Below are 20,647 nucleotides of genomic sequence, written 5' to 3' on the forward strand. Positions count from 1 at the left end.
TCCCCTCAGGTCGGCTTGCCGTCCCAGAGGGCGAACTGGCCCTTGCGCACGACGAGCTCGGCGTTCATGGCGCCCTTGACGCGCCGGCTCTCGACGTCGAACGTCGCCTTGCCGAAGATCACGCTCGAGACGTCCTTCACTTTCGTGAAGGCGTCGCGGATCGCGCGCCGGTCGGCGCCGCCGATCCTCACGACGGCGGCCGCCATGTTCATCGCGTCATAGGCGTAGGCGTTGAACGCGTCGGGCTCCACCCCGTTGTACTTCTTCTTGAAGCCCGCGATGAACGTCTGCACCTCGGGGCGCGGGTCTTCCGGGAAGTAGCGCGTTCCGACATGGACGTCCTCGACCGCATCGCCGCCGAGCTCCAGGAATTTCGGTGAGTAGACCGAGCTAGCGGCGCAGATGACCTGCTTCAGCCCGACCTGGCGCGCCTGGCGCGCGATCAGCGCACCGTCGGAATAATAGGAGATCAGGATCAACCCGTCCGGATTGGCGTCGCGGACCCGCACCAGCGTGGAGCGGAAGTCGCGTTCCTCCGCGATGTAACCTTCGGTGACGGCGATTTCGGCGCCGTGCTCTTTGGCGGCCTTGACGAAATAGTCGCGGCTGGTACGGCCCCAATCGGTGTTGAGGTGCAGCACGGCGAGCTTCTTCAGGCCGAGACGTTTGACGGCATAGGCCGCCAGCAGCGGCTGCTCGTCGGCCTGACTGACCGAGGTGCTCCACATGAAGTCGCCGCCCTTGGTGAAGTCGGGATGCGAATTGGTGAAGCCGAACTGCACCAGCCCGCCGCGCTGATAGATCGGCGACGCCGCCATCGAGGCGGGACTTGAGAAGTCGCCGAGCTCCATGACGATCCTGGGATCGGAGACGAACTTCTGGGCGATCGCCACCGACTGGCGCGGGTCGCTCTGGCTGTCCTCGAAGCTGTAGGCGAGCTTGCGGCCGTTGATGCCGCCCGCCGCCTGAATCTCGTCGAGCGCGAGATCAAAGCCCTGCTTCCACTGCGTGCCATATTGCGCGTTCGGCCCGGTCAGCGGACCGCTGACGCCCAGCAAAATCGGCTCGGACGATTGCGCAAGCGCGGCGCGCGAGAAGGCTGCTCCCGCCATCATGACGGCAAGCGAGCCCTTGACCAGGGTACGACGATCGATGTTGCTCATGGACGGCTCCATCCTGTCAGGTGTTGAAACAACCAGCAATTTCCATGCCGGTGAGATTGGCTATTTCGAGGGCTCGCCGAGCGACAGCATCAGCCGGTTCGCCCAGTTGAAGAACGATGCGCCGTTGATGACGTCGACGATCTCCGCATCGTCGAGACCGGCGCGGCGCAGCTCATCAATATTGTCGGGGCCGAACGCGATCGGCGTTGCGGCCAGCGCCACCGAGGCCTTGACGACTGCATTCCAGCGCTCGCCGAGATCGGCGCCAACGCCCTCGTCGAGCAGCCGCTGCACATCGTCGCGGCGCTTGGAATAGGTGCTGGCGAAACGCGCATGTACGGAGGCGCAGTAGATGCAGCCGTTATAGCGCGAGGTCGCAGCCGCCGCGAGCTCGCGCTCGGCGCGCGGCAGGCCGTCGGCAACGTTGTAGAAGATGTCCTTGTCGGTCTTGGTGCGGGCTTCCAGCACCTCGGGATCGCGCACCAGCAGGCGGAAATACTCGGACTTGGAACGGGAGCGATCGACGAGGCCGGCGAAATGCCGCTCGGTCAGCTCAGTCTCGGGCAGCGGATCGATCCACGACACCCAGCCCAGTTCATCCTGGGTGAAGACGACGGGCGGATTGACATCGTTTGCAACGTTCATGATGCAGCCTCCTTACGCGCCGGCCGCGGCGTTCGCGGCGCGCCCGAGCGAGGCACCGAGCACGCGCAGTCCGGTGACGACGCGCACCTGGAACGACAGGAACGCAACGAGCTGAGAGAACGTGACGATGCCGGTGTTCGACCAGCCGGCGGCGAGCAAGGCCTTCATGTCGGCTGCGGCCGCATCGCGCGGGCGGAACACCAGCAGATGCGCATGTTCGAACGCCGCAGCGAGCCGGTCCCCGAGATCGGGCTTGCGCTCCGCGCTGACGCGGTAGATCAGGCCGGCCTTGTTCTCGACCGAAAGCGGTCCGGCCGGAAAGGCGCCGTAGGGGCCCGAGGTCTCGCCCCGCGCGATTTCGACATCGACCGCTTCGACCAGGCGCGCGCCATCGGCGGTCGCAGCTAACTTCGCGCGATAGAAGGCAGCTACAGTCGGCTCGCGGTGAAGGCCAATCACGAAGAACGCGACTGCGGCACGCTCGACGAGCGAGACATCGCCGGCGTCGAGCGGCTCGAACAGAGAGAGATAGCTCTTCTGCGCATTGTCGCGCGCCTGCACGCGCTTGGCGCGAATGCCGTCCAGAGCCGAACCCGGTTCGATCCTGGCGAGCGTGTCGATGATATCTTTCGTAGCCATCATTCAGCCTCTTGCAGCCTCGTGCAACGCGATTGCGTTCATTCCGACTAACCCGCCAGCGCCACGTCGGGCGCCGTCCGCGCCCAGCCCAGCGCTGGCGCGACCTTCTCCGCGACCAGCTCGATCGAGCGCAGGATGTGGGGATGCGGGGCATCGACCGAATGTGCCTGGAAGACGAGATCGGTCACCCGCTCCAGGGTGGCGTCGGCGCGCAGCGAGGCGATGACGTCGTCGGCCGCGCCGACATGAGTGTCGAACGCCGCGATCATCTCCTCCAGCGTCTCGCCCGGCTTGGCGTGGCCGCCCTTGAGGAATTGCGGCAGAGCGCGCCGCAGGCCGATATCGGCAAGGCGCATCGCCTCGGTCCGGTCGTCGGCGACGAAGATGGTGCGCGAAGCCATGATGCGGGGCTCGCGTCCCGGCGGTAGCGCTTCGAGATAGGCATCGATCACCGGATTCTGAATCTCGGCCAGCGTTGCCTTCGGCGCCTCCTTGGTCCGGGGCTGGGTACGCGACAGCAACAGGCCATCGCCTGCCTTGCCGGCACGCGCGCCGCCCGCCACAGAGAACGTCGCCTGCCAGAACCGGTTGTCCAGTTGCGGCCGCTGTGGATAGAGCGTGTCACCACCGTCGAGCGGCTTGCCCACCAGCGCGGTGCGGACGACCTCGAGATTGCGCGCAAAGATCTCGTTGCGCTGGGCGCTGTCGAGGCCGAACGCGGCAAAGGCCGAGGGATTGCCGCCGGTGCCAACACCGAGCTCGAAGCGACCGTTGCAGAGCAGATCGAGCACCGCGGCGTCTTCCGCCACCCTCACCGCATTCTCCAGCGGCAAGGTGACGATGCCAGTACCGAGCCGGATGCGCGAGGTTTGGGCAGCGACGTAACCGAGGAAAGTAAAGGGCGACGGCAGACCGCCCTCGCGCTCGTTGAAATGGTGCTGCGCGATCCACGCGGAATCGAGGCCCGCCTTCTCGGCGCGCACGATCTGTTCGGCCGCGAAGCGATATCGGTCGGCCGGCGGGGCCTCGTCGAGAAGCCGCGTGAAAAACCCCAGGCGTTTCAGGTTTGCTAAGCGTTTCATACGCCCCCTGTCGGACGAGGATGGGCCCCGATGATGTCGGTTGCCGCAGCTCCAGACAAGCGGGCATTGCGCAGGGCTCGTACGCAAGCCTGCCCGCCGGGATCGCCCTGAGCTGAACTTTGGCTGGGCAGACTGCCTACCAGCTCGGCAGTACCGCGCCCTTGAACTTGGTCAGGACGAACTCCTTGACCTCTGCGGTGTGGTAGCTGTCCACCAGGATCTTGACCCAGGGCTTGTCCTTGTCGACGGTGCGAACGGCGATGAGATTGACGTAGGGACCCTTCGGGTCCTCGCGCAGGATCGGATCCTTGACGGGATCGAGGCCCGCCTGGGTTGCATAATTGGTGTTGATCGCCGCGGCGTCGACATCGTCGAGCGCGCGCGGCGCCTGCGCTGCGTCGACTTCGATGAACTTCAGCTTCTTGGGATTCTCGGTGATATCAAGCACCGTCGGCTTGAAGCCCGTGCCGTCCTTCAGCTTGATCGCGCCCTTGTCGCGCAGCAGCAGCAGCACGCGGCCGCCATTGGTCGGATCGTTCGGGATCGAGACCTTGCCGCCCTCGGGGATGTCGGCGAAGGCCTTGTGCTTCTTGGAATAGACGCCGATCGGAAAATTCACGGTCAGGCCGGCGGCTTCGATCTTGTAGCCACGGTCGGCCTTCTGGTTGTCCAGATAAGGCTGGTTCTGGAACGAATTGGCCTGGATCTCGCCGGCATCGAGCGCGGCGTTCGGCACGACGTAATCGGAGAATTCGATGAGCTGGATGTCGAGACCCTGCTTGGCGGCGATCGGCTTCACGGCCTCGAAGATCTGGGCGTGCGGCCCCGGCGTCACGCCGATCTTGATGGTCTCGCCTGAAGCGGCGGCCGACCAGGCGGCGAGCACGGTCGCAAGGATCAGGGGGAGGCGAAACGACATCTTGGTCTCCATGGCTTGGCAATGATTGGAGCCGTATTCGCTTCTCCGCAGCGCGAAATCAATGAAATTGAAATCCATATTGGCCTGCTGGAGCGGACGACGCTTCTCCGTTCGTCCGCATGGGGGGAACGAATGCACCTGCGCAAGTATGAGGCGCATCACGGCAAAACGGCACGGATCGTTGGGCCCAGGCCGCTGGAGCGAAGCGCAATCCGGAGCGCCGCCTGCCGCGGCTGGACTTATCCTGGTTTGCGCTCGGCCCCATCCGGGCTTCAGACCTCTCCCCGCACGTTCGTCATTTCGCCGCATGGTTTTCTCACCCTGTCGGCATTGCCGCCTCGCCCTTGATGAAACATGATGGGCCTTGGCCGGTGACGACTTGTCCGTGAAATGGGGATCATCCGATGAACGAGAACGAAATCCGCAAGTCCATCGCTGAGGTGAAGCAGGGCAAGCTGTCGCGACGCTCGTTCATGCAGACGATGGCTGCGATCGGGATCGCAGCGCCGGTCGCCAGCCAGATCCTAGTCTGGAACGACGTGGCGATGGCGGACGCCACGCTGCCTTACAAGCCGACCAAGGCCGGCGGCGGCGGCCCGCTCAAGATCCTGCTCTGGCAGGCCCCGACGCTGCTCAATCCGCATTTCGCGCTCGGCACCAAGGACCAGATCGCCTCGCGCGTCTTCTTCGAGCCCCTCGCCGGCTGGGACAAGGAGGGCAACCTCGTCCCCTGCCTCGCGGCCGAGGCCCCATCCAAGCAGAACGGCGGCCTTTCGCCGGACGGCCTGAGCGTGACCTGGAAACTGAAGCAGGGCGTGAGATGGCATGACGGCAAGCCCTTCACCGCCGACGACGTCGTTTTCACCTGGCAATACGCCTCGGATCTCGCCACGGCGGCGTACACCACGGGTTCTTACAAGGACATCACGGTCGAGAAGATCGACGACTACACCGTCAAGGTGCTCTTCAAGGCCCCGACGCCGTTCTGGGCCGATCCCTTCGTCGGCTCGGTCGGTCCGATCCTGCCGAAACATCATTTCGGCGACTATGTCGGCGCGAAGTCGCGCGAAGCGCCCGGTAATCTGAAGCCGGTCGGCACCGGTCCGTACAAATTCGTCGAGTTCAAGCCCGGTGACCTGATCCGGGCAGAACGCAATCCCGACTATCACGTCAAGAACCAGCCGCATTTCGATACGCTCGAAATCAAGGGCGGCGGCGATGCGGTGTCCGCGGCGCGCGCCGTGCTGCAGACCGGCGAATACGATTATGCCTGGAACATGCAGGTGGAGGAGGAGGTCCTCAAGCGCATGGAGGCCAGCGGCAAGGGCAAGCTCGACGTCACGCCCTCCGGCAACGTCGAGTTCATCATCCTCAACACGACGGACCCGTGGACCGAGGTGGACGGCGAGCGCTCCAGCCCCAAGACCAAGCACCCGACGCTGTCCGATCCTGCCGTTCGCCGCGCGATTAACCTGCTGATCGACCGCGACTCGATCCAGAAGTTCATTTACGGGCGCGGCGGCATCGCCACCGCGAGCTTCGTCAACGCACCCAAACAGTTCAAGTCGCCCAAGCTGAAATACGAGTTCGACGTCAACAAGGCCAACAAGATCCTCGATGAAGCGGGATGGGCCAAGGGCGCGGACGGCCTCCGTGAGAAGGACGGCAAGAAGCTCAAATTCGTTTTTCAGACCTCGACCAATGCGCCGCGTCAGAAGACGCAGGCCATCATCAAGCAGGCCTGCCAGAAGGCCGGCATCGAGATCGAGATCAAGGCGGTCACGGCATCGGTGTTCTTCTCATCCGACGTCGGCAATCCCGACACCTACTCGAAGTTCTATGCCGACATGGAGATGTACAACACCACGCAACCGCAGCCCGACCCGGAGCGCTTCCTGAACCAGTGCGTCTCTTGGGAAATTTCCAACAAGGACAACAAATGGCTCGGCCGCAACGTCTCGCGCTGGTCCGATCCCGAGGCCGACAAGGCCTACAAGGCTGCACAGAACGAGCTCGATCCCGTCAAGCGCGCCGCGTTGCTGATCAAGGTCGACGAAACTTTTTGCGAGGCCAACGTGTTCCTGCCGCTTCTATCCCGCAACATCGTCAACGCAGGGGTCAACAACCTCATGGTCGACATGTCGGGATGGGACGTCACGACTTGGAATCTGGCGAGCTGGTACCGCAGCTGACGCCTTCCAGCTCAATCCTTGTAAGCTCAATCCCTGCCGGCGAATTGACGGTCGAGGTTTGACGCCGTGTCGGCGCTTCTCAGCCGTTTCATCAGCTCATCCCTCTCCTTACCGTCGGGCAACGACTCGGCCCTTTCGCGGATGGTCCTGGTGAACTCCGCAAGCCGCTCTTGAAGAGTGGTGGTTTGCTGAACGCGACGCCGCCTGAGCACGATCGGGTCTCCATGTCATGGCACCATGCGGTGCCCTTCTGGATTGCCAATGATAAGAGCGGGCGCAGCCATGTCTGTATCAAATGATATAGTTCAAGCCATTTGGTGCCGACGCCCTTTGTTCACATGTGAACAGTCGGAGCTGCCTTCAGCTGATGGTTCGGAACGAACAGGACGGCTGTTTCATTGACGCTGCGAGACAGCACGGACGCGCCATGGGCAAGATATTGATCAGCACCGCCGTCGTGAGCCTGGCGCTCATCATTGCCTTCGCGGTTTATGTCATCACTCTGTGAATTGCCGAAGCCAATGATAGTGCGGCTCGGAAATCACCCGCGCGCGCAGCAATCCACCAGCAGGTCCCAGATCCGCTGCGCCTCGCCCGATGCGCGGGTCTCTAACCCCTTCTCCGGGTTGAACTGCGAGTAGCCCGCCACCGGGGGCGCTTCGCGCGGCACAATCCATCTCTGGGAGATCGGATCGTACCATTTTCCGATAGTGGTTTCAGTCACGCCGCTCGACTCACCGATATGATTCTGGGCGGAGCCACGGCTCACGGGCTTCGTCGAATCCCATTCACCGCGCCTCGCCCATTTTACAAATCGGCTCCTTGCCGGATCGTTCCTGCCGCGGCTCAGCCCGGGCGTGCCGGATGAAGCGTACGGGGATGCCGCTCGTGCAGCAGCCGCGCGAGCTCTTCCCGCTCCGCAGGCCGGCCCTTCATGGCGGTCTCGAACAGCGCTTCCTGGATATCGCGCGGCATGTCGCCCCACACGTCCATCGCCGCCCGTCCGAGCAGGCTCGCAAGATGATCCGCACCATCGCTCATTCGGCTCTCCTGATCTGGTCACAGGAATGGAACAGCTGCGGCTGTGCGGCGTTCCAGTTCCATCATTGTGAAAGGAGACGTCGTTTATGGGATTCTTCACTAAGGACATCAAATCGATGGAAGACCTGTTGCTGCACGGGCTGCAGGACATCTACTACGCGGAACAGCAGATCCTGAAGTCGCTGCCGAAGATGATCGACAAGGCGACCAACAGGGACCTCGTCACCGGACTGAAAGCTCATCTGGAAGAGACCAACAAGCAAGTCGACAGGCTCGGCAAGGTGTTCGCGAAGCTCGGCAAGGAGCCCAGCGGAACACACTGCCCCGCCATCGACGGCATCATCAAGGAGGCCGATGAGACCGCGGGCGAGATCGAGGACAAGGCCGTGCTCGACGCCGCGATCGTGGCCAACGCACAGGCCGTCGAGCATTATGAAATGTGCCGCTACGGCACGCTGATCGCATGGGCAGAGGAACTCGGCCACGACGACATCGTGCGCTTCCTCACGACGAACCTGAACGAAGAGAAGGCCGCCAACACCAAGCTGAACACGGTGGCGCTTCGCAAGGGCGTCAATGCCAAGGCGTCCAGCGCCGCTTGATCGAGACGTACTGGGCGTGGCGGCCCTGCTCGCAGGGCTGCCACTTTCTCGTCGCACGTTCGGTCAGATGAACGGCTTGCCGCCGGTGACCGCAAGGGTCGCTCCCGATGTGTAGCTCGAGAGCGGATCAGCGAGCATGACATAGGCGGTCGCGAGCTCGGCCGGCTGGCCGGCCCGTTGCATCGGCACCTGCTTGCCGAAATTCTTCACGGTGTCCTCCGCCATCGTCGATGGAATCAGCGGCGTCCAGATCGGACCCGGGGCGACCGCATTGACCCGAATGCCCTTCGCCGCCAGCATCTGGGCAAGCCCACCGGTAAAGTTCTGAATGGCGCCCTTGGTCGTGGCATAGGCCAGTAGGGTCGGATTCGGCATGTCGGAGTTCACCGACGCGGTGTTGATGATCGCCGCTCCCGGGCGCATGTGGGGCACCGCAGCCTTGGTGAGATAGAACATGGCATGGATGTTGGTCTCGAACGTCTGCTGCCATTCCTCGTCGCTGATATCACCGATCTCCTTGAACGTGTCCTGATGGGCCGCGTTGTTGACGAGGATGTCTATTGCGCCGAACGCCTCGACGGTGCGGGCGATGATCGCGCGGCAATGATCGGGATTGCGGATGTCGCCGGGGATCAGGACGACCTTGCGTTCCTCGCGCTCCACCAGCGCCTTCACCTCGGCGGCATCTTCGTCCTCGTTCAAATAGGCGATGACGATGTCGGCGCCTTCCCTGGCATAGGCGATCGCGACCGCGCGGCCGATGCCACTGTCGCCTCCGGTGATGATTGCCTTCTTTCCGGCCAGGCGCCCGGCGCCCTTGTAAGTCTCCTCGCCGTGATCCGGTCGCGGATTCATCGCGCGGGTCGAACCGGGCATCGGTTGCTGTTGCGGAGGATAAGGCGGTTTTGGATATTCGGTCATGGAGCGGCTCCAGGGATTTGCTGCGCTAACGGAAAGCTTTCGGAAGCGTTCCTCGCCGTTCCATCACGCTTCCTGGCCAAGCCGCACGATGATGTCGTTCGGCAACAGGGCTGGCGCGTCGGCCGCGCCCAATCGCCACAGGCTCTCGCCCGCGACCAGCGCCGGCATGGGCAGTTCGCGGTCGGCGAAATTGGCGACAATCTGCAAAATATCTCCGTTCTCGGTCCGCCAACGGGCATCCAGGCCACCCGTGCAAGTGTTCTCCCCCAGCAACTTGTAATGAGCCGACACGAAACCCCGTTTAATCAGCGGCACGATCTTCTCGCGCCGTATCGTCAGCAATTGGGTCGTCAGACCGCGAAACCTGGCACTGGCGGGAGAGCGGTCGATGCCGATCCAGTCGAGCTTCGATGCCGTGAAGGTTTTTTCATCGCACGGATCCGGAATTCTGGCGCGCATGTCGGGCGTCGAGAATGCCTTGAAGTGCGCGAACTCCTTCCGCCGCCCTTCCCGCGTCAGCTCGGCAGCTTCGCCGGACCAGTCCGCGAAGAACAGGAATGGCGTGTCGGCCGCGGCTTCCTCACCCATGAACAACATCGGAATATGCGGGTTCAAGAGAACCAGTGCCATGGCCTGATCCAGCTTCTCCGGACCGACCAGCGCGGAAAGCCGCTCCCCGAGCGCGCGGTTGCCGATCTGGTCGTGGTTCTGGGCGAAGAAGATGGTGGCCTCAGGCGGCAGATGCGCGCTCGGCTCGCCGCGCGGTTCGTCATGCAGCGGAAAGACTTCGCCCTGGTAGGCAAAGCCCTCGGTGAGCGCTCGCGCGAGATGTTCAAGCGGCCTGTCTGCGAAGGCGCGATAATAGCCTTCGTCCTCGCCCTTCAACAGGACGTGGAGCGCGTTGTGAAAATCATCGCCCCATTGCGCGTCATAGAGCCGGGTTCGCCCTTGCGCGCGGTCGAGCAGGCGGGCCTGATTGGCCTCGTTCTCCAGCATCAGATGCACGCGCCGGCCCGGCAGCTGACTGCGAACCGTCTCGGCAAGCTCGATCAGGAAATGGCGGTCGGAATCGTCCTTCAGCGCGTGAACGGCGTCGAGCCGCAAGCCGTCGAACCCGTAGTCGCGCAGCCACATCAGCGCGTTCTCGATCAGGAACTCGCGCACGAACGCGCCGTCGTGTCCCTCGAGGTTGACCGCAGGCCCCCAGCCGGTGCTATGGCGCGGGGTGAAGAAGCTTTCTGCATAGAGGTGCAGATAGTTCAGCTGCGGCCCGAAATGGTTATAGACGACGTCGAGATAGACCATGATGTCGAGGGCATGCGCCGCGCGTAACAGCCGCTTGAGGTCTTCCGGCCTGCCGTAGCGTGCATTCGGCGCGTTCAGCAGCACGCCGTCATAGCCCCAATTGTGCCGGCCGGGGACGTCATTGAGCGGCATCAGCTCGATCGCGGTGATGCCGAGATCGCGCAGATAGGGCAGCTTCTTCTCGATACCGGCATAGGTGCCTTCCTCGCTGAAGGTGCCGACATGCAACTCGTAGACCACGGCCTCCGCCCAGGGGCGGCCGGGATAGAGCACCGAGTCCCGGAACGCCGCAGTGTCCACCACCTCGCTCGGCGCCCCGACGTCGTCCGGCTGGAAGAACGCGGCAGGGTCGGGAACGACCAGATCTTCGTTAATCCTGAACTGATAGCGCGTGCCGACACGCGCGGTGGGGCTCAACCATTGGTACCAGCCATCCTCGTCGCGCGTCGTTCGAAGTGCCGGCCGGCCGGCTTCGAGCAATTCGACCGATTGCGCCGTCGGCGCCCAGAGATTGAAGCAGACCCCGTGGTCGAGGCATCGAGGACCGTGGTGTCGCGCTTGCCCTGCCATTCCCAATCTGTGACTCAAAACTGGCCGCCTTTGCGTGCATGGCTGGAAGTTACGACACGCTTCGCGAGGCTCGATTTTACGATCGCTTAAGCATGCTCAGGACGTGAGAAGCCGAGATGCAGGCATTCGTTCCTCAGGCGAGCGCCGCACCCCGCGCACACGCTCTGTGTGCACTTTTGAACCGCGGACGAAAAACGTCTGTTCGGTGGCGAAAGTTAGGAACGTTTGTTGCGGCGCGGAATTCAGGAATTGCGCTCCGTTGGGGAAGCGCAATTGGAATTCTAGAGATGGTTGGCAGAGGCCAGTGGTGTCCCTCGGGCCGGGCGGCGTGACGCATGCGGATCCTTTTCGCGACGCCCGAAGTATCAGACTTCATTCAAGTGGGTGGACTTGCCGCCGTCTCGGCGGCTCTCCCGCGCGCCTTGCGCGACTTTGCCGACGTCCGCGTCATCATCCCCGGCTACCCGGCCGTCCTGCGCGGATTACAAGACCTTACGACCGTCGGACGATGCCAACCTTTCGCGGCCCTTCCGGCCTTTGCCATCGATCTCGGGCATACCGCCGACGGCATGACCTATTACGTCGTCCGGTGCCCGGCGTTGTACGAACGAGACGGCACGCCCTATGCCGATGGCCGCGGAGCTGATTGGGGCGACAACAATGTCCGGTTCGCAACCTTCTCTTATGCCGCAGCGCAGGTCGCGAGAGGATTGGTCGACAAGGATTGGGCCGCCGATCTCGTCCATGCCAATGACTGGCAATGTGCACTGATCCCCGGCTATCTGGAATGGCACTACGCGCACATTCCAACTGTGTTCACGATCCACAATCTGGCCTATCAAGGCGTCTTCGACCGCAGCTCGCTCGCGCCGCTGGGCATCCCAGAAGCGAGCTTCAACATCGACGGCGTGGAATTCTACAATCGCCTGTCCTTCATCAAGGCCGGCCTGGTCTACGCTTCCCACCTGACGACGGTGAGCCAGACCTATGCCCGCGAGATCACCACCGCCGAGTTCGGCTGCGGTCTCGAAGGGCTGTTGCGGCAACGGGCCGATCGCAACCAGCTTTCGGGCATTTTAAACGGAATCGACGAGAGCTGGGATCCGCGCACCTGCTCCTCGCTGTTCCAGCCGTTCGGCGCCGGTGACTGGGCCGAACGATCATTGAACGCCGACGATGTCAGGGAACAGTTCGGGCTGGCGGTCTCGAGAGGTCCCCTGTTCGCGCTCGTGGCGCGCCTGGTGCACCAGAAGGGCGTCGACCTCGTGATCGAGAGTGCGCAAGCAATCGTCGATGCGGGCGGCCAGATTGTCGTGACAGGCAAGGGCGAAACGCGGTTCGAGGAGGCGCTGCTGCAGGCGCAGGTGCGCGCGCCGCGCTCGATCGCCGTGAAGATCGGCTTCGACGACGCCGAGGCACGAAAGATCTTCGCCGGCAGCGACTTTACCCTGATGCCGTCGCGCTTCGAACCCTGCGGGCTGAGCCAGATGTACGCCCAGCGCTTCGGCTCGCTGCCAATCGGCCATCGTACCGGCGGGCTCGCCGAGACGATCGTGGACGGCGAAACGGGCTTCCTGTTCGACCGCGCGTCGGCACCCGGCTTCCTTGGAAGCCTTTGCCGGGCCTTTTCCACCTTCGGCATGAAGGACCGCCTCGATCACATGCGCCGCGCGGCCATGGCACAGGCCTTTAGCTGGACACAGTCGGCCAAGTCGTACGCAGCCATCTACAAATCTTCGATCTAGACGGGCAACTGCAGGACGAGCAGGGAACGGAATCGCCTGAGGGGCGGTTGCAACTCTACACAGGAGTTTTCGACATGCGCCGCTCGAAGCCGCAGCCGATCCGCAACAAGCTCGACCTGGCCGACCCTACTCAGGTGCGCCTCGTCAGAAAGCGTCTCGGGCTATCCGATGCGGAGCTGACCAGCATCGTGGAGCGGATCGGCAACTCGATTGCGGCGATCAGCAAGGAGGCGGCGCTGCAAAGGGCAACCACGCTGCCCAAGCCAGACGATGTGCCTCCTGTCGCCGTGATTACTTCTGCGACGGTCGGCGAACGGGCGACGCGCAAGTGAGAGCAAGTGCACCAAATTGTTGAAGGGCTGTACGGGGAACGATGGATCAAACAGTACATTCGGACGACGCCCTGACGCGGGCGGCCTCGAGCCTGCGCCGCTCCCGCATCAGCGAGGGCAAGCCGTTTCCGCTTGGCGCCACCTGGGACGGGCTCGGCGTCAATTTCGCGCTGTTTTCGGCCCATGCCACCAAGGTCGAGCTCTGCCTGTTCGACGACGACGGCGAGACCGAACTGGAGCGGATCGAACTCCCAGAATACACCGACGAAGTCTGGCACGGCTATCTGCCCTCGGCCCGTCCCGGCACCGTCTATGGCTACCGCGTCCACGGCCCCTACGAACCCGACGCGGGACACCGCTTCAATCCCAACAAGCTCGTGCTCGATCCCTACGCCAAGCAGCTGGTCGGCCGGTTGCGCTGGGGACCGGAGCTGTTCGGCTACCAGCTCGACCATGCCGACAAGGATCTCTCCTATGACGAACGCGACAGCGCCCCTTTGATGCAGAAATGCCGCGTCATCGACCCGGCCTTCACCTGGGGCGCCGCGCGCAAGCCGGAAGTGCCGTGGGAGCGGACGATCGTCTACGAGATGCACGTCAAGGGTTTTACCCAGCTGCATCCGCTGGTGCCCGACGCGGACCGCGGCACGTTCTCCGGTCTCGCGCACTCGGAAGTTCCGGCCTATCTGCGATCGCTTGGCATCACCAGTGCGGAATTGTTGCCGATCCATGCCTTCGTCGACGACAGCTACCTGGTCGAGAAAGGCCTGCGCAATTACTGGGGCTACAACTCCCTTGCCTTCTTCGCGCCGGAGCCGCGTTACCTCAAGACGCCGTTCGCGAACGAATTCAAGACCATGGTCAACCAGTTCCACGCCCATGGCATCGAGGTCATCCTCGACGTCGTCTACAATCACACCGCGGAAGGAAACGAACTCGGTCCGACGCTGTCATTCAAGGGCATCGACAACGCCAGCTATTACCGCCTGCTGCCGGACCAGCGGCGCTATTACATCAACGACACCGGTACCGGGAATACGGTGAACCTGTCGCACCCGCGCGTGCTGCAACTGGTCGCGGATTCCCTACGCTACTGGGCGACCGAGATGCGAGTCGACGGCTTCCGTTTCGACCTCGCCACCATCCTGGCACGGGAGCCCTACGGGTTCGACGAAGGCGGCGGCTTTCTCGATGCGTGCCGCCAGGACCCCGTGCTCTCCAGCGTCAAGCTGATCGCCGAGCCCTGGGACATCGGTCCGGGCGGCTATCAGGTCGGTCAGTTTCCGCCGGGATGGGCGGAGTGGAACGACAAATTCAGAGACACCGTGCGCGCTTTCTGGAAAGGCGACGAGGGTTCGATCGCGGACTTCGCCAAGCGCGTGTCTGGATCCGGCGATCTCTTCAACAAGCGCGGCCGTCGGCCATGGGCCAGTGTCAACTTCGTCACCGCCCATGACGGTTTCAATCTCAACGACCTCGTTTCGTACAACGACAAGCACAACGAGGCCAATGGCGAGGACAATCGCGACGGCCACAGCAACAATCACTCCTGGAACTGCGGCGCCGAGGGACCAACGGACGATCCGGAGATCATTGCGCTGCGCGAGCGCCAGAAGCGCAATCTGCTGGCAACCATGCTGTTGTCCCACGGCACGCCCATGCTGCTTGCCGGCGACGAATTCGGGCACACCCAGCACGGCAACAACAACGCGTACGCCCAGGACAACGAGACCACATGGCTCGACTGGATGGGCATCACCGCGAATGGCCGCAGCCTACGCGAATTCACCCGCAAGCTGATCGCGACGCGCAAGGCATTTCCGATTCTCTACCGCAGCCGCTTCCTGGTCGGCTCACACAACGAAGAGCTGGACGTCAAGGATGTGACGTGGCTCGCGCCGTCTGGCGAGGAAATGACGACGGAGCAGTGGCAGGACGGCAACGCCAAATGTTTCGCTTTGCTGCTCGACGGCCGCGCCCAGGAGACCGGGATCAAGCGCCGCGGTTCGGACGCAACCATGCTGCTGATCTACAATGCTCATCACGACGTCGTCAATTTCACCTTGCCCGCGGTCGCCGAGGGACGCAGCTGGATCGGATTGATCGACACCAATCAACCGGAGGGGCAGATGCCCGCATTCGAATTCGGGCATGTTTATGCGGTGACCGGGCGATCCCTCGTGGTATTCGGCCTCGCGACCGAGAGCATCGCCACGCGGCGCCTGCGCCAAGGCCTCGGCGCGCTGCTGGACGTCGTGGAGGCGCCGCTGCCGGGATAGTTCGCCATGATAGTGCGAGAAGACGTTTTCGACTTGATGAGACAGGGAACGCCCGCAGGTCACCGGCGTTCGAGTAGATGGGGCATCAGTCGGAGAACACCGAGATGAAGTTCACAGGTGCCGTTATCCTCGCCGCTTTCGCGCTGCCTGCAGCAGCCTGGGCGCAGGCCAGCAAGCCTGACGTTTCGTCCGCGCCGAGCGCACAGAATTCGGGAGCCGGCATTGCCGGACAGCCCGGCAACAAGAACGGGCCGACCGCCAAGCCTGGTGAGACCGTCGGATCGAGCTCGACGAGCTCCACTGGCAACACCGCCGTGCAATCGCAGGATCCGGCGCATATTCAGGGCGCACCGGGCAACAAGAGCGGGCCGCCTGCCAAGCGTCCGGATCAACGCTGAACGAACCCGCCCGAAATCCTGCCGATCGACTTCGAACGACCTGCGCCTGACATCATCGGCGCAGGTCGTTTCGCGAGGAACGAACGCTGAAGCCGCCCGTTCGGAAGACATCTTCTTTCCTGTCCTTCCAATCCGAGAGTCCTTCCATGTATCACCATGTCAAGAAGCTGATGTTCACCGTGCGTGTCGACGAGCCGGATCCCCGCTTCGGCAACATGCTGCTGGAGCAGTTCGGCGGCGCCAATGGCGAGCTCGCTGCCGCGATGCAGTACTCTATCCAGGGATTGAACTGCGAGGATCCCGATCGCAAGGACCTGCTGATGGACATCGGCACCGAAGAGCTCAGCCATCTGGAAGTGGTCGGCACGCTGGCGCGGATGCATCTCAAGCCGTCGAAATTCGACCGCCAGGCTGCCGAAGCCGATCCCCTCATCGCCATCGCCGGCGGCGGCGGGGTCAATCTCTTCAACTCCCAGGGCAATGCCTGGACCGCCGACTACCTGAAGATCACCGGCGAGCTCGACGTCGATCTGCGCAGCAACATCGCCGCAGAGGCGCGGGCCAAGATCGTCTACGAGCGGCTGATCAATTTCTGCGACGACGCCGGCAGCAAGGACGCGCTGCAGTTCCTGATGACCCGCGAGATCACGCACATGAAGGCGTTCGCGCTCGCGCTCGAGAGCATGGGCAAGCCGGCGTTCAGCATCGGCCGCATCGCCCCGACGCCCGGCCTCGTGGATCAGTTCTTCAACGATTCTACCGGCGCCGGTGATCATGGCGAGATCGACACGCGCGGACCGTGGAACGAGGGCGGCGACTGGGTCTTCACGGAGTCGCCGGCGATTCAGGCGGGCGAACCGGGTCCGGCCTCGGCCATCGTCACCGAGAGTTCGCCACCCGCTGACGAAGCCGGTCTGGGCGATCTGCTCATCAACGAGCTGCGCGATATCCTGCATGCCGAGAAGCAATTGACCAAGGCGCTTCCCAAGATGGCGGAGGCCGCCCGCTTCGACCAGTTGCGCGAGCTGTTCGAGCAGCACCTCGCCGAGACCGAAGCGCAGGTCGAGCGCATCAACGAATGCTTCGAAATGCTCGGTAAATCCGCCCGCGCCAAGCCCTGCAAGGGCATGATGGGCTTGGTCGAGGAGGGCCAGGAAGTCATGGCCGAGGGCGAGGACAAGGAGGACGCGGCGGCCGACCTCGCCCTGATCGGCGCAGCGCAACGCGTCGAGCATTACGAGATCGCAGGCTACACTACTGCGCGCAACCTCGCCCAGCAGCTGCGCCACAGTGCGATCGTCGCCCTGCTGTCGAAATCGCTCGCGGAGGAGGAGAACGCCGATCAGCTCCTCAACCAGGTGGCCCGCTCGCTGATGTCGGTGGCCAAGATGCCGGCGGCGGTCGAGCAGACGGAATAATCCTCAGGCGTCGAGGAGTTCGAGGAATTCCTCGACGCGCCTGAACGGGTCCTGATCACGGCGACCGGCGTAGACGACGCGGTCGCCGTCGCGCTGCAGTAATCGGCCATCCGACTTCGCCCTCGATTTCGGCAGCCGCCCCGGCAGGAACGTCGCCGCGACGGCCTCGGGACCGACATCGAGCCTGACGATGCCGCGCCGCTTGCAATCGATCCGGAGCCTGGCGGATGCGAAGAAGTCGCGGGCCTCCGGCGGCAGCCTGCCGAAACGACGCGAGATCTCCTCCTCCAGGTCTTCCAGATCGTCGTCGCTTCGGCACCTGGCAGCGCGGCCATAGATCTCGAGCCGGACCGCTTCCGATTGCACGTAGCCTTCAGGCAGCATGTCGGCCAACGGCATATTGAGATCGGGGACCCACAGATCGGCGCCGGTATCGCTGCCTCGCTCGGACGCCCGCTTCAGCAGATGACTGTAGAGCACGGGTCCGAACACCTGGACGTGGCCGGACTGCTGTTCCGAAAACAGATCGCCGGCGCCCCTGAGGTCGAGGTCGCGCTCGCTGATCGCAAAGCCGGCACCCGGCTTGCTGAACTCCTCCAGCACCGCCAGACGTTTCTCGGACTGCTCCGAGGTCGATTCCGTCAGCAAATGAGCAAACGCGCGCGTGCCGCCGCGTCCCACCCGTCCCCTGAGCTGATGCAGCTGTGCAAGCCCGAACTTTTCGGGCCAGCACACCACGATGGTGTTCGCGCGTGGAATATCGAGACCGCTTTCCACGATATTGGTCGCCAGCAGCACATCCGCCTCGCCATCGACGAAACTCATCATGCGGTCGTCGATCTCGTCCACGGGCAGTCTGCCGTGAAGACAGACGATGCGCAGCTCCGGCGCCACCGATTGCACACGGGCCAGCATCGGCTCCAGATCCTGGATGCGCGGGCAGATCAGGAAGCTCTGACCATGCCGCCTGCGCTCGCGGAGCAGCGCGGCGGCAATGGCAGCGTCCGACAGCGGCGCGATCCTGGTCACGATGGGAAGGCGATGAACCGGCGGCGAGGCAATCACGCTAAGATCCCTGAAGCCGGCAAGTCCCGCCGCGAGCGTGCGCGGAATCGGCGTGGCGCTCATCCACAGCGAATGAGCCCCCTTGGCGAGCCCTGAAAGCTTCGCCTTCTCCGCCGCCCCGAAATGCTGCTCTTCGTCGATGATGACGAGGCCAAGATCGGCGAACTTCACGTCCTTTGCCGCAAGCGCCTGCGTGCCGACCACGACTTTCAACGTGCCGCGCCGCAGCCCCTCCTTGGTCTCTCGCGTCTCCGGGCCTGAACTGGCCCGCGAGAGGCTTCCCACCTCGATGCCGAGAGGGCCGAACCGTTTGCGGAAGGTTTCGACATGCTGCCGCGCCAGCACTGTGGTCGGCGCCGCGATCGCCACCTGCTTGCCCGACAGCGCCACGGCGGCCGCCGCCCGCAGCGCGACCTCGGTCTTGCCGAAGCCGACGTCACCGCAGATCACCCTGTCCATGGGATGGCCCGCCGCAAGATCGTCGAGGACGTCTTGAATCGCTTGGCCCTGGTCCACTGTTGTGAAATAGGGGAACCGTGCGACGAATTTTTCGTAAGCCGGCCCCGGCGGCACCAGTTTGGGTGCGCGACGGCGGAGGCGCTGGCTGATGTGTTTGGCGAGCGCCTTGGCGGCGGCCTGGATTTCCGCTTCCGCCTCGGTGCGCCGCGCCCACCAGCTGCTGCCGTCCGCCTTGTCCAGCGTCAGCTTGCCAGGCTCGCCGGCATAAGGCCAGATCACCGCGAGATCGGACGGCGGTACGAGCACGGCATTGTCGCCCGCGAATTTGAGCCTGATCATCTCGCGTCGCGATCCCTTGCCCATGTCCAGGGTCTGCAAGCCGTCGAGCACGGCGAGCCCGCGTTGCAGATGGACAATGGCGGCGCCCTTTTCGGGCACGTCGGGATGATCGAACGCCGGGTTCCAGGCGCGCGCCATCGGCTGGGGATGATGGGCCCTGCTGCCGAGCACGTCGGACGCGGTCACGACGACAAGCGGCTTGCGGCCGGCGCCAATGAACCCCGCGTCGAAATCGGCCAGCAGCGCGCTTTCGCGGCTCCGTGCCTTCGTCACCTCGCTCCAATCGGCCAGGCGCTCCGCTTTGATGCCGCTCATGCGCTCCATCGCGCGAAGGTCATCCTCGACGGCGGCGACGAACAGCAGCCGCGATCCGCCGCGCTGCATATCGGCGACAAAGGCGCGAAGCGCCTTGCGCGGCGAAGCCAGCTTCGAGAACTCCGGCGTCGAGATGAAGGCGGCCTTGCGCGGCAGCACGCTGATGCGCTTCTTCAGCTGCTTCCAGTCCGCCTGCCCCAGATACTCGCGCTCCGCGTCCCTGCGGCCGGCGGCGTCCTCGATCGTGCCCAGCCAGCTCTCGGCGTGAGTCGATACCCCGGCATCCGCGATCCATCGCGCGCGGCTGCAATAATCAGGTAGCGTCGCCCGTTGTCCGCGCGTAGCTCCCAGCGCGATCCGTTCGGACATGGGATCGATGATCAATTCAGCGGTCTCGTAGACGACCTCGTGCTCGATCGGATCGACCGCGACGATCTTGCGGATCGTGTCTCCGGAATGCTCGATCCGGAAGGGAGCGAGCGCGCCGGCGGGAAACACTTCGAACGTCTTGCCATGGAACAGGACGCCGCCCGGATACTCCGCCTCTTCGTCGAGATCGTAGCCAAGAGCTTCCAGCCGCGTCTCCAGCTCGGGCCCGGAATAGGGTGCGCCCACCTTCAGCGTGAGGCTCGACCGCGACCAGCTCGCCGGCAGCGGCAGCCGTTCCATGATCGCTTCTGCGGTCGACACCAGGAAGACGGGTTTCTTTGCCTTGGCAAGACGCCGCAGCACCGAGCTGCGCCGGCCCGCGATCTCGCGGGAGGGCTCGAGGCCGTCGAAGGGCAGCGTGTTCAGGCGCGGAAACACCAGCACGTCGACCCAGGGATCGAGGGCGTGGATTACGCCGCCCAGCCGCTCTGCCCTGCTCTCGTCATCGCAGAGGAAGACGAGGCCGTCGCGGCCGGACTTCTCCCAGTGATCGAGCAGATGCAGCGCCAGCATGCCGAGCGGCGATGAGGAGGCGACCGCGGAACGCGAGGCGCTCTTGTCCGGGCGCTTGCTTGTCGAGCTCGTGCTTTTCGAACTCGTGCTCTTCGAACTCTTGCTTTTCGCGCTCTTGCTTGTCGAGCCTTTGCTTTTCGAGCTCTTGCTTTTTGTCTTTATCGCGCCGGTCGTGGCCCGGGCTTTCCTGGTGGGCGCCAATGTGTATCCAACTTTGTTTCGCAAATAGAGGCGAGCGAGGACGAGCCCTCCCGTCGAGCTCCGTCGATAACGCGC

General features: G+C 63.7%; 19 protein-coding genes. 9 read left to right on the forward strand and 10 right to left on the reverse strand.

The genetic code is table 11. The annotated features are described in order from the left end of the window. Window positions 1–5: 5 nt before the first annotated feature. The 5 genes from IVA75_RS33175 to IVA75_RS33195 form a co-directional block, all read right to left on the reverse strand. Entirely contained in the window at window positions 6–1,163 is a 1,158-nt protein-coding gene (locus tag IVA75_RS33175) for an ABC transporter substrate-binding protein (protein WP_027570465.1), read from the reverse strand. Window positions 1,164–1,223: 60 nt separating this feature from the next. Then, the gene (locus tag IVA75_RS33180; protein ID WP_247287730.1) at window positions 1,224–1,808 is read right to left on the reverse strand and encodes an alkylhydroperoxidase domain protein; all 585 of its coding nucleotides are present in this window, start codon (window positions 1,806–1,808) and stop codon (window positions 1,224–1,226) included. Between the two features lie 12 nt (window positions 1,809–1,820). Further along, a complete protein-coding gene (locus tag IVA75_RS33185) occupies window positions 1,821–2,447 on the reverse strand; it encodes a CMD domain protein (RefSeq protein ID WP_247287729.1) in 627 nt (208 codons plus the stop codon). A 47-nt stretch (window positions 2,448–2,494) separates the two neighbouring features. Next, a complete protein-coding gene (locus IVA75_RS33190; RefSeq protein WP_247287728.1) occupies window positions 2,495–3,529 on the reverse strand; it encodes a putative FMN-dependent luciferase-like monooxygenase in 1,035 nt (344 codons plus the stop codon). Between the two features lie 136 nt (window positions 3,530–3,665). After that, window positions 3,666–4,460 carry a MetQ/NlpA family ABC transporter substrate-binding protein gene (locus tag IVA75_RS33195; protein ID WP_027570461.1) on the reverse strand — a complete coding sequence of 265 codons (795 nt, stop codon included), beginning with the start codon at window positions 4,458–4,460 and terminating at the stop codon, window positions 3,666–3,668. 392 nt (window positions 4,461–4,852) lie between these two features. Here IVA75_RS33195 and IVA75_RS33200 point away from each other — a divergent pair, with 392 nt between their 5' ends. Further along, window positions 4,853–6,640 (forward strand): peptide ABC transporter substrate-binding protein, encoded by a 1,788-nt coding sequence (locus IVA75_RS33200; protein ID WP_247287727.1) that lies wholly within the window; start codon window positions 4,853–4,855, stop codon window positions 6,638–6,640. Between the two features lie 367 nt (window positions 6,641–7,007). Then, complete coding sequence (locus IVA75_RS33205) at window positions 7,008–7,148, forward strand: hypothetical protein (protein WP_155810080.1); 141 nt, start codon at window positions 7,008–7,010, stop codon at window positions 7,146–7,148. A 33-nt stretch (window positions 7,149–7,181) separates the two neighbouring features. Here the strand turns inward: IVA75_RS33205 and IVA75_RS33210 are convergent, their stop codons facing one another. Beyond that, window positions 7,182–7,364, reverse strand: coding sequence for a hypothetical protein (locus IVA75_RS33210; protein WP_247287725.1), 183 nt, complete (start codon window positions 7,362–7,364; stop codon window positions 7,182–7,184). Window positions 7,365–7,486: 122 nt separating this feature from the next. Next, window positions 7,487–7,681: a hypothetical protein gene (locus tag IVA75_RS33215; protein WP_027519884.1), complete on the reverse strand. Its 195-nt coding sequence runs from the start codon at window positions 7,679–7,681 to the stop codon at window positions 7,487–7,489. A gap of 86 nt (window positions 7,682–7,767) precedes the next feature. Here IVA75_RS33215 and IVA75_RS33220 point away from each other — a divergent pair, with 86 nt between their 5' ends. Then, a complete protein-coding gene (locus tag IVA75_RS33220; protein WP_027519885.1) occupies window positions 7,768–8,283 on the forward strand; it encodes a ferritin-like domain-containing protein in 516 nt (171 codons plus the stop codon). Between the two features lie 63 nt (window positions 8,284–8,346). Here IVA75_RS33220 and IVA75_RS33225 read toward each other — a convergent pair whose 3' ends face one another. Together IVA75_RS33225 and treZ are read right to left on the reverse strand one after the other, a co-directional pair. After that, window positions 8,347–9,204: an SDR family oxidoreductase gene (locus IVA75_RS33225; protein ID WP_247287724.1), complete on the reverse strand. Its 858-nt coding sequence runs from the start codon at window positions 9,202–9,204 to the stop codon at window positions 8,347–8,349. 63 nt (window positions 9,205–9,267) lie between these two features. Beyond that, window positions 9,268–11,079 carry a malto-oligosyltrehalose trehalohydrolase gene (gene treZ, locus IVA75_RS33230; protein WP_247287721.1) on the reverse strand — a complete coding sequence of 604 codons (1,812 nt, stop codon included), beginning with the start codon at window positions 11,077–11,079 and terminating at the stop codon, window positions 9,268–9,270. Window positions 11,080–11,414: 335 nt separating this feature from the next. On the opposite strand from treZ, the gene glgA reads away from it, so the two are divergent. The 5 genes from glgA (at window position 11,415) to IVA75_RS33255 (ending at window position 17,251) form a co-directional block, all read left to right on the forward strand. Next, window positions 11,415–12,824 carry a glycogen synthase GlgA gene (gene glgA, locus IVA75_RS33235; protein WP_247287719.1) on the forward strand — a complete coding sequence of 470 codons (1,410 nt, stop codon included), beginning with the start codon at window positions 11,415–11,417 and terminating at the stop codon, window positions 12,822–12,824. Window positions 12,825–12,898: 74 nt separating this feature from the next. Further along, window positions 12,899–13,156 carry a DUF3606 domain-containing protein gene (locus IVA75_RS33240; protein ID WP_027570454.1) on the forward strand — a complete coding sequence of 86 codons (258 nt, stop codon included), beginning with the start codon at window positions 12,899–12,901 and terminating at the stop codon, window positions 13,154–13,156. A 41-nt stretch (window positions 13,157–13,197) separates the two neighbouring features. After that, on the forward strand, window positions 13,198–15,435 hold the full coding sequence (glgX, locus tag IVA75_RS33245; protein WP_247287717.1) for a glycogen debranching protein GlgX: 2,238 nt from the start codon (window positions 13,198–13,200) through the stop codon (window positions 15,433–15,435). Window positions 15,436–15,539: 104 nt separating this feature from the next. Then, window positions 15,540–15,833 carry a hypothetical protein gene (locus tag IVA75_RS33250; protein ID WP_247287716.1) on the forward strand — a complete coding sequence of 98 codons (294 nt, stop codon included), beginning with the start codon at window positions 15,540–15,542 and terminating at the stop codon, window positions 15,831–15,833. A gap of 146 nt (window positions 15,834–15,979) precedes the next feature. Beyond that, on the forward strand, window positions 15,980–17,251 hold the full coding sequence (locus IVA75_RS33255; protein WP_027570451.1) for a DUF892 family protein: 1,272 nt from the start codon (window positions 15,980–15,982) through the stop codon (window positions 17,249–17,251). A gap of 3 nt (window positions 17,252–17,254) precedes the next feature. On the opposite strand, the gene IVA75_RS33260 is transcribed toward IVA75_RS33255, so the two are convergent. Continuing rightward, complete coding sequence (locus IVA75_RS33260) at window positions 17,255–20,371, reverse strand: DEAD/DEAH box helicase (RefSeq protein WP_247287715.1); 3,117 nt, start codon at window positions 20,369–20,371, stop codon at window positions 17,255–17,257. Here IVA75_RS33260 and IVA75_RS33265 point away from each other — a divergent pair. Continuing rightward, a complete protein-coding gene (locus tag IVA75_RS33265) occupies window positions 20,370–20,600 on the forward strand; it encodes a hypothetical protein (RefSeq protein WP_247287714.1) in 231 nt (76 codons plus the stop codon). The genes IVA75_RS33260 and IVA75_RS33265 overlap by 2 nt on opposite strands. Window positions 20,601–20,647: the final 47 nt, after the last annotated feature.

It is taken from the genome of Bradyrhizobium sp. 134 (assembly GCF_023074155.1).
Taxonomy (GTDB): Bacteria; Pseudomonadota; Alphaproteobacteria; order Rhizobiales; family Xanthobacteraceae; genus Bradyrhizobium.